At 66.0% G+C, this 12,985-nt stretch carries 12 protein-coding genes; 8 read left to right on the top strand and 4 right to left on the bottom strand.

Features of this window, described 5'->3' with window-relative positions; genetic code table 11:
- The first annotated feature begins 56 nt into the window (after positions 1-56).
- Entirely contained in the window at positions 57-827 is a 771-nt protein-coding gene (locus EXE63_RS03750) for a hypothetical protein (protein ID WP_168140864.1), read from the top strand.
- A gap of 12 nt (positions 828-839) precedes the next feature.
- Here the strand turns inward: EXE63_RS03750 and EXE63_RS03745 are convergent, their stop codons facing one another.
- Both EXE63_RS03745 and EXE63_RS03740 read right to left on the bottom strand, forming a co-directional pair.
- Complete coding sequence (locus EXE63_RS03745; RefSeq protein ID WP_168140863.1) at positions 840-1,961, bottom strand: EspK C-terminal domain-containing protein; 1,122 nt, start codon at positions 1,959-1,961, stop codon at positions 840-842.
- A 1,173-nt stretch (positions 1,962-3,134) separates the two neighbouring features.
- Positions 3,135-4,112 (bottom strand): ESX-1 system-associated protein, encoded by a 978-nt coding sequence (locus EXE63_RS03740; protein WP_168140862.1) that lies wholly within the window; start codon positions 4,110-4,112, stop codon positions 3,135-3,137.
- Positions 4,113-4,507: 395 nt separating this feature from the next.
- On the opposite strand from EXE63_RS03740, the gene EXE63_RS03735 reads away from it, so the two are divergent.
- From EXE63_RS03735 to EXE63_RS03720, 4 genes are all read left to right on the top strand, one after another.
- The gene (locus EXE63_RS03735; RefSeq protein ID WP_168145376.1) at positions 4,508-5,167 is read left to right on the top strand and encodes a hypothetical protein; all 660 of its coding nucleotides are present in this window, start codon (positions 4,508-4,510) and stop codon (positions 5,165-5,167) included.
- Entirely contained in the window at positions 5,164-5,745 is a 582-nt protein-coding gene (locus EXE63_RS03730) for a cytochrome c oxidase subunit 3 (protein WP_168140861.1), read from the top strand. Before EXE63_RS03735 ends, EXE63_RS03730 begins: the two co-directional genes overlap by 4 nt.
- Positions 5,745-6,014: a cytochrome C oxidase subunit IV family protein gene (locus tag EXE63_RS03725; protein ID WP_168140860.1), complete on the top strand. Its 270-nt coding sequence runs from the start codon at positions 5,745-5,747 to the stop codon at positions 6,012-6,014. The genes EXE63_RS03730 and EXE63_RS03725 overlap by 1 nt, the downstream gene beginning before the upstream one ends.
- A gap of 147 nt (positions 6,015-6,161) precedes the next feature.
- Entirely contained in the window at positions 6,162-7,865 is a 1,704-nt protein-coding gene (locus EXE63_RS03720) for an HNH endonuclease signature motif containing protein (protein WP_168140859.1), read from the top strand.
- Here EXE63_RS03720 and fni read toward each other — a convergent pair.
- Entirely contained in the window at positions 7,862-8,899 is a 1,038-nt protein-coding gene (gene fni / locus EXE63_RS03715; RefSeq protein WP_168140858.1) for a type 2 isopentenyl-diphosphate Delta-isomerase, read from the bottom strand. The genes EXE63_RS03720 and fni overlap by 4 nt on opposite strands.
- Positions 8,896-9,675, bottom strand: coding sequence for a methyltransferase domain-containing protein (locus tag EXE63_RS03710; protein ID WP_210000576.1), 780 nt, complete (start codon positions 9,673-9,675; stop codon positions 8,896-8,898). Before EXE63_RS03710 ends, fni begins: the two co-directional genes overlap by 4 nt.
- A 22-nt stretch (positions 9,676-9,697) precedes the next feature.
- On the opposite strand from EXE63_RS03710, the gene ftsY reads away from it, so the two are divergent.
- From ftsY to EXE63_RS03695, 3 genes are all read left to right on the top strand, one after another.
- A complete protein-coding gene (ftsY, locus tag EXE63_RS03705) occupies positions 9,698-11,047 on the top strand; it encodes a signal recognition particle-docking protein FtsY (RefSeq protein WP_168140856.1) in 1,350 nt (449 codons plus the stop codon).
- Positions 11,048-11,322: 275 nt separating this feature from the next.
- Complete coding sequence (locus EXE63_RS03700) at positions 11,323-12,567, top strand: ammonium transporter (RefSeq protein ID WP_234904684.1); 1,245 nt, start codon at positions 11,323-11,325, stop codon at positions 12,565-12,567.
- A gap of 39 nt (positions 12,568-12,606) precedes the next feature.
- Positions 12,607-12,945 carry a P-II family nitrogen regulator gene (locus EXE63_RS03695; protein WP_019511304.1) on the top strand — a complete coding sequence of 113 codons (339 nt, stop codon included), beginning with the start codon at positions 12,607-12,609 and terminating at the stop codon, positions 12,943-12,945.
- Positions 12,946-12,985: the final 40 nt, after the last annotated feature.

Below are 12,985 nucleotides of genomic sequence, written 5' to 3'. Positions count from 1 at the left end.
GGTGCGCGGCTCCGGTAGGGTTTTTGGGCGAGGAGTGTGTCGCGGGAGGGGGCTTCATGACACTCGAACCGTTGAAAGTGGATGCCGAGATGCTCGGTGCGGCGGGGCAGCGGCTGTTGACTGCGGCCCAGGGTCTGCCCGATGCGCCGGAGGCGTTCACCCCCTCGTATGGGTCGGACGCGTTGTCGCAGGCGTTGTCGGCCGATGTGCCCAAGGCCGAGGCCCCGATCATCGAGGGTCTGCCGCCGTTGAAGCAGGCCGCCATCGGCACCGCGGAGTCCGTCGTCGAAGCGGCCCGGCGGTATCTGAGTGCCGATTCACACCTCAAGAGCAAGATCGAAGAGACGATGAACCAGCCGGCCGGCGGCGGATCAGCCGGTGGTGGTGAAATTGCTTCCCCGGCAACGGGTTCCGGAGGTGGTGGTGGTGTGGCTGCGGCCGGTGCGCCCGCCGCGGCAGCCGTTGCCGGCGGGGGTGCGGGCGGCGGCATGGGTGCCATGGGCGGGATGATGGGCATGCCCATGCAGATGGCCCAGCAAGCCGGCCAGATCCCGCAGCAGATCGGCGGCATGGCCGCGTCGCTGCCGCAGTCGGCGATGCAGGGCGCGCAGCAGGTGGGGGATCAGGTCCAGCAGATGGTCGAGCAGTTCAGCGGCAACGAGCCCGACGAAAAGGGCGAGGCGGCTGAGCCCGGTGGCAAGCATCGCGCTGAGGAGCCACCTGCTGGCGCCGCGCCGGGACAGGATGAGGGCGAGCGCGCCCCATCGACGCCCGCTCCGCCTTCGTCGAGGCCGGCCACCCGCGCGGATCCGACGATCAACCTGTAGGTATGGCGCCGCTCAGCTCACCGTTGCGGCGAGCGCGTCGGCGCTGAGCACGCTGATGTGTTGCCAGTAAATCCATTCCGCGATGGCGGCCCGCTGCAGCTCGGCGTCTTGCGCGGTGTGGGCACGGAACAGTGCGACGTTCTGCAGATGATCGGCGTAGGCGACCATCGCCTTCAGGTGTGCGCCGGCGCGATCGGGGTTGGCGCTGAGTAGTGGTTTGCAGACCTCCAGCAGCAGGTTGATCCTGTTGTCGTCGGGCGGGGTGTTGTCGGCGGGGGCCGGCGGGAGCAGTTCGGTCAGCCCGGTGGCACTGATACCGGCGAGTTTGGTGGCGACTTCCGGCGCGATCACTTCTAACCGGTTGCGGCCCTGCATCTTTCCGCTGTCCGGCATGTCCTCGGCCGTGATGATATCCCGCGCGGCGCCGAGGTCGAAGCCTTTGAGATTCTCTTCGGTGCCGGCCACGGCCTGCAGGGTGACGTTGTGGTGGCGGGCCCATTCCTGCACTGCCAGTAGGGGATAGGTGGCCCAGGTGCCGCGGGTCTGGGCGGGGATGGTTTCGTCAGCGGTGACCATGCGGACCTGTTCGGGCAGGTGCACGTGCTCGGGGATGTAGGCCAGGCCGTAGTTGTTGGCGGTGAGGATCTGGCCGTCGGAGGTGATGGCGGTGATCCAGAACAGGCTGGGGTCGGTGATGCCGACGTTGAGGGCGGCGGCAATGTGGCGGGCGAGTTGGCGGGGATTGGGTCCTCTGCGGCGCATTGCGTTGGCGGTGGCGGCGTTGGCGATGGCGTCGCGTTCGGCGCGGGCGGCTGAGATCGGAACCGGCGCTGCGGCTCCACCGGCGGCGCCCTGGTTGGTGGAGGCGGGAGCGACGGCGGGGCCGACGGGGCCGGCGCCCGGCGGAATAGGTGCTGCGGGTGCCGGGGTGGACGGGTTTCCCAGCGGCATGGGCGGGGCGCCGGTGGGTGCGGCGGGCGCCGGTGGTGCGGAGGGGGTCGGAGCGCTGGTCACCGGCGTGCTGTGGTTGGTGGCTGCGGCCGGTGCCGTGGAGCCGGTGGTGTCGGCCTGCTGGTAGACCGGTGCGACTGGTTGCGATGGTGGTGCCGAGGGGCCGAGTGGTGTCTGGTTCACCGGCATCGGGTTGGCGTTGGCGGCCTTGGTGGCGTCGGTGAAGCCCTTCTGGAAGTCCTGCTGGGGCGTGCTGACCGGTGCGGGGCCGGACCCTTGCCCTGGGCCGGCCGTGGCTGCGGGTGCTTGGGGTCCGCCCCCGCCGGTTCCGGTGCTTGGGCTTTGGGTGCCGCCGATGCTGGGGCCGGGGCCAGGGCTGGGGCTGGGGCTGCCACTAGAGACAGGTGTGGTCGGTGGAGTTGCGGCTGGCGATCCGGGGCCTGCCTGAACACCGCCAGTCCGCGGCGGGCTCGGAGGTGCTCCTAGCGGCGGTGTGTGCGGCTGAGGGGAGACAGTAGTCGGAATGTTTGTTGGATTGGTAACTGGTGTGGGTGTCTCCGCTGTGGGCGCCGGACTTTGTGACACTGGGGCGGGTGAAGTCTCTTTTGGCCCTCTGTCTGGGGCTTGCGCCGCGACTGGCGTCGGATACACCGATGCTTCCGGGGACTTTGCGGGCATCTGCTCCGGCGACGTTTCCGTTGGGCTATTGCGGATGTTGGCGATGGGTGCAGTGGTTGGTCGAGTTGGTTGCGCGTTTGAAGTAGAAGGTGATTGCGGCGGCGCCGAGGGTGTCGTCGGCTGCGGCTCAGATTTGAGTAGGGTCTCGAGGGTCCGCTGGGTCTGATCGGGAGCAAGGCTCCAGCCCGCGAATCTAGAGGAATTAGCAGCGTCCGCGACTTCAGCGACATTGGCGTCATATGCAGCCTTGACTAGGCTCTCGATCTTATTAGATCTGGCCTCAGGGTTAAGGCTTGTGCTCTCCAGTGCGGCGATTTCAGCTTCAGTAGCCACGACCCGGTTGAAGATCGATATCTTCGTATTTAGAACGGTTGCAAATACTGATGCCAACCAACTAATGGTACTCACAAATGTCGACTGTTGGTTGGCCATAGAGTCTATCGAAGTTGCGACCGCACCTAAACCCGCATTAGCCCCCGATCCAGACCAAATGGTGCCTGAAGAAATTTCGGTCTTTTCGTGGAGCCAGTCTTCCAGCACGTGCGTCAGCGCTTGCAATTTTGCGGTTAGTTTAGCACTTCGATCGTGGAGCACCATTTCATCAATACCCGGCCAGCCGCCGGGCTCTAGCATTCGATCGGCGTATTTACCTGTAGGCTTCGGAAACGCCATTATGACCTAGCCCCCGATTGCCGCAGCGCATGCGTTGAATACCGCGTATGTCAGATATGCGGCGGCCGCTGAAAGATGGCTGTCGGCCACCGTGTAGCTAGGGATAGCGACTGAAAATGCACGCCAATATTGAGCGGCCAGCATAGAGAAATCGGAAACGATCGGATCATTGCTCTTTAATCCCTGAAGCGCCAAGTCATCTGCGAGCGTTTTCATAACTGGTGCGACTTCCATCATCAACTGTCGTCGCTGCGAATCCCACTCTGACGAGGGAATGTTGGGATCTGCATCACGCCACGCAGCACCGTCGCGGTCGAAATTATCGGAAAGGCGTTTCCAATCGGCGCAAACAGGGTTTCCTGTTTGTGCCATGAAAGGTTGAGGTGAATCTGGTGATCCGGAGGTAGATGTCGCCGCCGGTGGATCCTGGTTTGGCACCAGAGGGCCGCGTGAAGCAGCGGACCCTTGCGAGATTGCATCACAGATCGCGACTAGTGCGCCGGAAGTGTCAGTGGCCGTGCCTGCCAGATAGTTGTCCCCTTGCTCGTACGTAGGGATGCTGTCTGCATAGGCTCGCCAATAGGCGATCGATTGCTCGTACAGTTCTCGCATCACTCGATGTGGCGTGAGCTTGGCCAAAGCGACCGTTTGATCCGCAGCCTGACGCATGGCATCGGCAACTGTTTCGAACATCTGACGTTGTTCAGTTGTCCATTGCGACGCGGGTATGTCGTAAGGTCGAGATTCCCAGCCTTGCCGTTCCTGTTTCGCCAGTGTGCTGATAATGGGCCGCCATGGCTCACAGGTCGGATCCTCGGTAATGATCGAAACCGGCCCCGTGTCGTTCGCGCTCGCAATTTCACCGGCTGCCGGCGGGTTGCCGTTGGCCGTCTGCGTGGCACCGCCGCCGCCATCTCGCGTGAAAAGCAGTGTGGCGCCTACGGATATGGCGATCACCAGCAGCACTGCCACGCCAATCAACAACCACTTCAGGCTGTTGTTCTTGGGCGGCTGAGGCGGCGGGCCCCAGCCCTGCTGTGGCGGCCACGGGCCGGATCCGTACGGCGGCTGGCCCTGACCGTAGGGCGGCTGCGGGGGCCCCCAATTACCTGGCGGCGGTGGATTCGTCACTGGCGCCACCCCTGATAATCGCGCGCCGTCACCGATCCACCCCCGTTGCCGTCGAACATCCCTCAACCGATGCTAGCCACATGGCCCGAATCTCATTTTAAGTGAGCAGGAACGCACCCCAATGCACTTCTTTCACTGCAGTACCGCTGAAAGTTATGTCAAAAATGTCAAAACGGGAGATCGGAAACGGTAACGTCCCACCTGTGGAGCTGACCTTGCAACGCATCGGCGCCTGGTGCGGAACCATCATGATCATCCTGTACGGCACCAGCTTTTCCGGTATCGCCCAACTCTTCCCGCCGCTGTCACCAGCATCCTCACCCGACGAGATCGCCGAGTTCTTCGTCGAGCACAAACTCTGGATCCGGTTCGGCGTCTCGGGCGCGCTGCTCAGCGCGGTCCTCGCCCTGCCATTCCTGGCCGCGATCATCCTGCGCATCCGCCGGGTCGAGGGCCACTGGGGCATGCTCTCGATGACTCAACTGATGGCCGCCACCGTCTTCGTGCCAGCCCTGCTGTTCCCGCAGTTTTTCCTCGGCGTCGCCGCCTACCGCCCCGAGGAACGCTCTGCCGAACTCACCCAGGCCCTCAACGACGTCTTCTGGCTGTGGTTCATCGGCATTGTCGGCACCATCATCATCCAGAACCTCACCTTGGCGGCCGCGGCATTCATCGACAAGACCGACCCGCCGACCTTTCCGCGCTGGTACGGCTACCTCAACCTGTGGGTCGCGACGCTGTCGCTACCGGGCTGCGTCGTGGTCGTCTTCAACGACGGACCGCTGGCCTGGGACGGAATCTTCGCCTTCTACATCCCCGGTCTCGTCCTGGTGGTGTGGCTGTTCTCCACCACCGCGGTGATGCTCAGGTCGATCAAGGCCGAACAACAGGCGCTCCAGCCCGCGTGACAGTGCCAGCAGCGCCGCCACACCAGAAGCGGATCCCCGGCGAAAGCGGCACCTGGGTTTTCCTGTTCGGCGACATGCTCGTCTTCGGCGCCTTCTTCGTGACGTTCCTCGTCGAACGCGCCAAAGCCCCCGAGATCTTCGACGCCGCCCGCACGACCCTGCACATCGGTGTCGGCGTCATCAATACCCTTGTGCTGCTGACCAGTTCGCTCTGCGTCGTGCTCGCCCTCAACGGAATGCGCGCGGGCCAAAGGCGGATCGCCACCAGGGCCACTGCCGCGGCGATGGTCTTCGGCGTGCTGTTCATCGCACTCAAGGTCTACGAGTACATCTCGCTGGGCACCGCCGGGCACGGCCCGGGCGCCAACGACTTCTACCTGTACTACTTCATCCTTACCGGGCTGCACCTGTTCCACGTGTGCCTCGGCCTCGGCGCGCTGTCCTTCGTTCTGACCCAAACCCGGCGGCCCGAACTCAGCGACACCCGCACCGCACTCGTGGAGGGTGCCGCCTGCTTCTGGCACCTGGTCGATCTGCTGTGGATCTTCCTGTTCGCGCTGCTCTACCTGGTGAGCTGATGACCGTCCTCAATCTGCTGAAGAACCGCGCCGGCGCCAGCTGGCTGTTCTTGGTCGCCGCGACGATCGTGTCCTGGGCCGTCGGCGCCGAACACGGCACCGGCTCCCTGGTCGCCGTCCTGGTCCTGGGCATCGCCGCGATCAAGGTGCGCCTCGTTGGCCTCGATTTCATGGAGCTGCGCCACGCCCCGATTCCGTTGCGGGCCGCGTTCGAGGCGTATTGCCTCGGGATGTGGGCGCTGCTGTCTGCGCTCTACCTCTGGCTCTGAACCTGGATCGTCTCGAGCCAACATGAGGGAAGGTTCCCGGCGGCGTTGACCTGCCGGCCCGCTGCCTTGCAGTCAACCAAATCAGTTATCCACAGCGCGACGAAAGACCGCTTTCCGATGTCGGACCCGGCCGGTAGAATCGCACATATGTTCGAAGTCTTGGATCGGGGCGCACTCGCGGAGTTGAGCGATGAAGCGCTCATCTCGGCGGTCACGGCCATGACCCAGATCGAGTCGATGGCTGCCGCGCAGCGGCTGGCGTTGATCGGCGAAGTCGTCGCCCGCCAGTGCGATGACGAGGACGACACCGTTGCTCATCAGGTGATTGATGGCTGGGCGTGGGCCCAGGCCGCGGTCGCGGCGGCCTGCAACCTCAATCCCTATGCGGCGTCCAAGCAGATGCGCATCGCCCAAGCCCTGCGTGACCGGCTACCCCGCACCGCGGCCTTGTTCGCCAAGGGGGTGATCTCGTCGACGGTGATCGATGCGATCACCTGGCGCACCCATCTGGTCGTCGACGAGGACGCGATCGCCCTGATCGATGCGGCGATTTCCGGCGAAGCGGGCGCGTATGGGGCGCATTCGGAGAAACAGCTGATCGGCGCGGTCGACCTCTGGGTGGAGAAATTCGACCCCGACGCCGTGGTGCGGTCCCGGCGGGCCGCCAAGGACCTCTATGTGGAGTTCGACGACAAGGACGACCCCAACGGGGTGGCCTCCTTCTGGGGCAGGCTGCGGATCACCGACAAGAAGATCCTCGAACAACGGCTCGACGCCCTGGCCGACACCGTCTGCCCCAACGACCCCCGCCGCCGTGGGGAACTGCGTGCCGCGGCCCTGGCCGCTCTGGGTGCGGTCGGCCCTGCCCTGGAACGGTTGGCCTGCGAATGCGGGGATGTGAACTGTGCGGGCAGCGGGAAAGACCCGCGTGCGGGCGCGGTCACCATCTATGCGCTCACCGACCAGGTGCCCGCCGCAGGTGAGGACACCCCGCCGCAGAGCACGCCGGGTACTGCGGGCACCCCGGAGGCCGAGCCGGAACCGACTGAGACTGCGGAGACCGAGCCCGCTGCGCCGGAGCATGAGCCGCAGGCACCGGCTGCGGAGTCTGAGCCCGCGGCGCCGGCTGCCCGCACCGAGCCCGCGGCCAGCACCAAGCCCGCGGAGCCTGCCGCGCCTGCGGCCAGCACCGAGCCCGCGGAGCCTGCCGCGCCCGCGGCTGGCCCCGAACCTGCGGCTTGCAACCCAAGCCCCGGGGTGATGCTCGACGGCGCCATCATCCCCGCCGCCATGCTCGCCGAACTAGTCGCCGGCGGCGCCACCGTCAAGCCGCTATCGGAGATCGCCGACCTGCCCGCCGAACGCCAATACCGGCCCTCCACAGCCCTAACCGCCTTCGTCCGCATGCGCGCCATGACCTGCAGCTTCCCCGGCTGCAACCGGGCCGCCCACCGCTGCGACTTGGATCATCTGATCCCGTGGCCGGCCGGGGCCACCCATCCGGGCAACCTGGGGCCGCTCTGCCGCCTGCACCATTTGGTCAAGACATTCGGTGGTTGGGAACTGGCAGCGAAACCCGACGGCAGCATCCAATGGACATCCCCCACCGGGCATACCTACAAGAAAGCTCCCGGGGCGGCAATCCTGTTCCCGCACTGGAACATCCAGACGCCCATCCCCCGAAAACGCGCGATCAGCCTCATCAACGACACCGACCGCGACACCAAGATGCCGGTCCGACAACGCACCCGCGCACAAGGCCGCGCCCAACGCATCAACACCGAACGCGCACGCAACCAACTCGAACTCGCCCTCGAACGCGCAGAGAGCAACAGCGACCCGCCCTTCTAGCGTGCTCTCACCGGGTCGACGCCCACGGCGCGCAACGCCGTCAGATCAGGCGTGCCGCACCCGTGCAGGCAGACCCGCAGCTCAGAAATGAAGCGCTCCAACCACTCCTGCACTGCCGCCGCCGACTCGATGGCGGGCACCAGCAGCGGATGCGCCACCGCAACCACATCGGCACCCAACGCGATCGCCTTCGCCGCGTCCATTCCGGTGCGGATCCCGCCGGAGGCCACCAGCGGCACCCTCGGTAGCACCGAACGCACCTCGACCAGTGCCTGCGCCGTCGGCACGCCCCACTCAGCCAGGCCCAGATCATTGATCCCGCCGTAGCGCACGAACTGCTCCACCCGCGCCCACGACGTCCCGCCGGCACCGGCCACGTCGACCGCGGCCACCCCGACATCGATCAACGACGTCGCCGCGGCCGCCCCGATCCCATGCCCGACCTCCTTGAGCAGCACCGGATACCCGACCGTCTCGACCACCTCGCGCAGCCGGGCCACAGAACCGGTGAAATCGGTGTCACCCTGGTACTGCACCGCCTCCTGCAACGGATTGGTATGCACCGCAAGGGCATTGGCGCCCACATCTACCAGGGCGCGGCGTAGTTCTGGCACCATTGCACGGTTCAGTTGAGCCAGTCCGATATTGCCCACCAACAACACATCCGGTGCAACCTCGCGCACCTGGAAGCTGGGCAACGATTCCTCGCCGAGCATCACCCGCTGCGAACCCAACATCATGCCCACACCCAGCGCCTGCGCCGCGGTGGCCAGATTGCGGTTGATGGTGCCCGAGAGTTCCGACCCGCCGGTCATCGCACCGATCAGCACCGGCGCCCGCAACGGCACCCCCAGAAACTCCGTGCCCAGGTCGATGCCGGCCAGGCTGGTCTGGGTCAGCGCGTTATAGGGCAGCCGGTAGCGCTCCAGGCCCGTGGTGACGGTCTGATACTGGACGACCTCGGACAGGCAGACATCGATGTGACGCCGCTTGCGCACCTGGATGCGGTCATCGAAACCGGGGCCGATGGTCACCAGCCCGAGACTGCCACATCCGGACGCCTCGCCTCGATGAGATGCCGGGTGGAATGCGCGATGAAGGGCCCCTCGGTTTCGATGCGCGCGTGCAGCTCGGTCAACCTGTCGCGGTACCGCTCCACGGTGAAGTCGGGCACCCACCAGATCACCTTGCGTAACAGGTAGACCACCGCGGCCACGTCGAACACCTCGATGCGTGTCCTGGCCACCCGCAGGTCGACGACATCCAGCCCGGCGGCAGCAGCCGCGGCGGCCTCGGCCTCGGGACGGCGACGCCGGCGCGCTTCGGGCTGCGGTCCGGTGAAGAACTCGATCAACTCGAAGGCGCTCGCCGGGCCGACATGCTGAGCCAGGTAGGACCCGCCGGGCCGCAGCACGCGGGCGATCTCACCCCACGCGATCGTCGCGGGATGACGGCTCGTGACCAGCTCGAACGACGCATCGGGGAACGGCAGCTCGGTCTCGGGAGCCGCCGACACGGTCACCCCGTCCAGCAGCCGTGCCGCCGCGGCGATGTTCGGCGGCCACGCCTCGGTGGCCGCCAGCACGGTCGGGCGCGGCTCGGCAGCCGTCAGCGCTTCGTGGAACACCTCGCCGCCGCCGGTCTGGACGTCCAAGGCGGCATCGACCCGGCTCAGCCGCGACGACATCAGCCGGACATAGCCCCACGGCGGGCGTTGTTCGGTGGCCCGACCGTCGAGCCAGGAGAAATCCCAGCCGGTGACGTCGGCGGCCGCGCCTTCGGCGATCAGGTGCTCGAACATGGCAGCCAGTGTCGCCTGAGACAATGGCCGGGTGTCAGATGCCTTATGGATCGCGATTGCGGTCGTAGCCGTCCTGCTTGTCACCGCGCTGGTCGTCGGGCTGGTGCGCTACCGCAAGCGGCGGATCTCCCTGTCCGCGCCGGACACCACCACCCAGATCGACAAGTCGGGTGGCTATAAGGCCTCATCGGGCATCACGTTCAGCGGGCCGGCCACCACGGAGGCCGAGAAGGTCGACCCCACCGGGCTGCCCGGTGTGGGCGACGACGCCGCCGTGCCGCGCGACGCCCCCAAGCGCACCATCGCCGAAGTCAAACTGCCCGAGCCGCCCGTCGTCGAGCCGCCCAAGCCCGAGCCGACCCCCGAGCCCACTCCCGAGCCGCCCAAGCCCGAGCCGGCCCCCGAGCCGGAGCCCACTCCCGAGCCGGAACCGGCCGCAGCCCCCGAGATCGAGGCGATTGCTCCGGCCGAAGGCCGACTGGAACGCCTGCGCGGGCGCCTGGCCAAATCGCAGAGCACCCTGGGCCGCGGCGTCCTCGGCCTGCTCGGCGGCGGCGACCTCGACGAGGAGTCCTGGGAGGAGATCGAGGACACCCTGCTGATCGCCGACCTCGGACCGGTCGTCACCCAGAACGTCATCGCCGCGCTGCGCGCCAAGATGGCCAGCGCCTCCGTGCGCACCGAGGCCGACGCGCGCGGGGTGCTCAAAGAGGTGCTGATCTCCGAACTGCGCCCGGACCTGGACCGCTCCATCCGTGCGCTGCCACATGAAAACAAGCCGTCGGTCCTGCTGGTCGTCGGCGTCAACGGCACCGGCAAGACCACCACCGTCGGCAAGCTGGCCCGCGTCCTGGTCGCCGACGGGCGTCGCGTCGTGCTGGGCGCCGCGGACACCTTCCGTGCCGCCGCCGCCGATCAGCTGCAGAGCTGGGGTTCCCGCGTCGGCGCCGACACGGTGCGTGGCCCCGAGGGTGCCGACCCCGCCTCGGTCGCCTTCGACGCCGTCGACAAGGGCATCCAGAACGGCGCCGACGTGGTCGTCATCGACACCGCCGGACGCCTGCACACCAAAACCGGCCTGATGGACGAGCTCGGCAAGGTCAAACGTGTCGTGGAAAAGCGGGCCAAGGTCGATGAGGTGCTGCTCGTCCTGGACGCCACCATCGGGCAGAACAGCCTGCCGCAGGCCAAGGTGTTCGCCGAGGTTGTTGCCATCACCGGAGTGGTGCTCACCAAGCTCGACGGCACTGCCAAGGGCGGCATCGTTTTCCGCATTCAGCAGGAGCTCGGTGTCCCGGTGAAGCTGGTCGGGCTCGGCGAAGGACCCGACGATCTGGCGCCGTTCGAACCCGCCGCGTTCGTCGACGCCCTCCTCGGATAGCCGTTTGGCAACGCAGAAACACAGGTGTAACAGACAAGGCCAATCCGTTCACGCATGCGAAACATCTGTGAACCACGGATGAAACGCGCGCAAAAGAGTCTCTTCGGGAGGCCGATTCATCGGCGAAATCCCGAGGAGGTTCACACAAAGTGGTCTTTGCCTTAAGCGACGTCGTCACGGCTTTGCCGGACGATAGTTTCCTGCCGTTCGGCCCGGATGGATTGGACACCGGTAACACCGCCTGGGTCCTCATCTCGGCAGCCCTGGTGTTGTTCATGACGCCCGGCCTCGCGTTCTTCTACGGTGGTCTGTCACGGCAGAAGTCCGTCCTGAACATGATGATGATGTCGTTCGGCTCGCTGGGCCTGGTCAGCGTCATCTACGTGCTGTGGGGCTACTCGATGTCCTTCTCCGCAGGACACACCGGTGAGCAGCCCGGCCTGTTCTTCGACAGCCCGTTCGCGTTGTTCGGTGTGAACCAGCTCGCCGAGGTCCGCGAGATCGACGGCGTCGAGACCTTCGTCTACGGCGGTTTCGGCACCGTTCCGGCCATCGTGTGGGTCGCCTTCCAGCTGACCTTCGCCGTCATCACCGTCGCGCTGATCAGCGGCGCGGTCGCCGAGCGCATGAAGTTCGGCACCTGGCTGGTCTTCGGCGGCCTCTGGGTCACCATTGTGTACTTCCCGCTGTCGCACATGGTCTGGGGCGGTGGCCTGCTCTCGGCCAGCGACCAGGGCCTGGCGGCCAAGCTGTTCGGTGTCGACGAGGAAGGTGCGGCCAACGTCGCACCCATCGACTTCGCCGGTGGCACAGTCGTTCACATCAACGCCGGTATGGCCGCACTTGTTCTCGCGCTGCTGCTGGGCAAGCGGGTCGGATTCGGCAAGACCGCTTTCCGTCCGCACAACATCCCGTTCGTGATGCTCGGTGCCGCGATCCTGTGGTTCGGCTGGTTCGGCTTCAACGTCGGCTCCGAGGGTGGCGCCGACATGCTCGCCGGTCTGGTCTGGGTCAACACCACCGCCGCCACCGCCGCCGCGATGCTCGGCTGGCTGATCGTGGAGCGTCTGCGTGACGGCCACGCCACCAGCGTGGGTGCCGCCTCCGGTGTGGTCGCCGGTCTGGTCGCCATCACCCCGGCCTGCGGCAACCTGACCCCGATCTGGTCGCTGGTCGTCGGTGCGATCGCGGGTGTGTTGTCGGCCTTGGCAATCGGCCTGAAGTACAAGTTCGGCTACGACGATTCGCTCGACGTCGTCGGCGTGCACCTCGTTGCCGGCCTGTGGGGCACCGTCGCGCTGGGCTTCTTCGCCACCGACGCCGGCCTGTTCGTCGGCGGCGACTACAAGCAGCTGGTCGTCCAGATCGTGATCGCCGGGGTGGCACTGCTGTTCACCGCCGTGCTCACGACCATCATCGCCTTTGTCGTCAAGCCACTAGGCTGGCGAGTCAGCAAGGAAGACGAAGACACCGGTATCGATGAGACCGAGCACGCAGAAACCGCTTATGAACTCGCATGATCGGGAACAATTGACTGAGTCCTGGAAGGAATCGACTAAATGAAACTGATCACTGCGATCGTCAAACCGTTCACTCTCGAAGACGTCAAGACGGGCCTGGAGCAGACGGGCATCCTCGGAATGACCGTCAGCGAGGTGCAGGGCTACGGGCGCCAGAAGGGGCACACCGAGGTCTACCGGGGCGCCGAATACTCGGTGGACTTCGTGCCGAAGGTCCGTGTCGAGGTCGTCGTCGACGACTCCGCCGTGGACAAGGTGGTGGACGTCATCGTGCAGGCGGCCCGCACCGGAAAGATCGGTGACGGCAAGGTGTGGGTGAGCCCCGTGGAGACCGTCGTGCGCGTGCGCACCGGTGAGCGGGGAGTCGACGCGCTCTAGTCAGCTCAAGGGTCGTTTCCCGGCCAAATATGTGACCGTT

This window comes from Mycolicibacterium frederiksbergense, from assembly GCF_012223425.1.
Taxonomy (GTDB): domain Bacteria; phylum Actinomycetota; class Actinomycetes; order Mycobacteriales; family Mycobacteriaceae; genus Mycobacterium; species Mycobacterium frederiksbergense.
The sequence above is the reverse complement of the archived record's forward strand: the minus strand, read 5'-3'. Positions and strand labels throughout refer to the sequence as shown.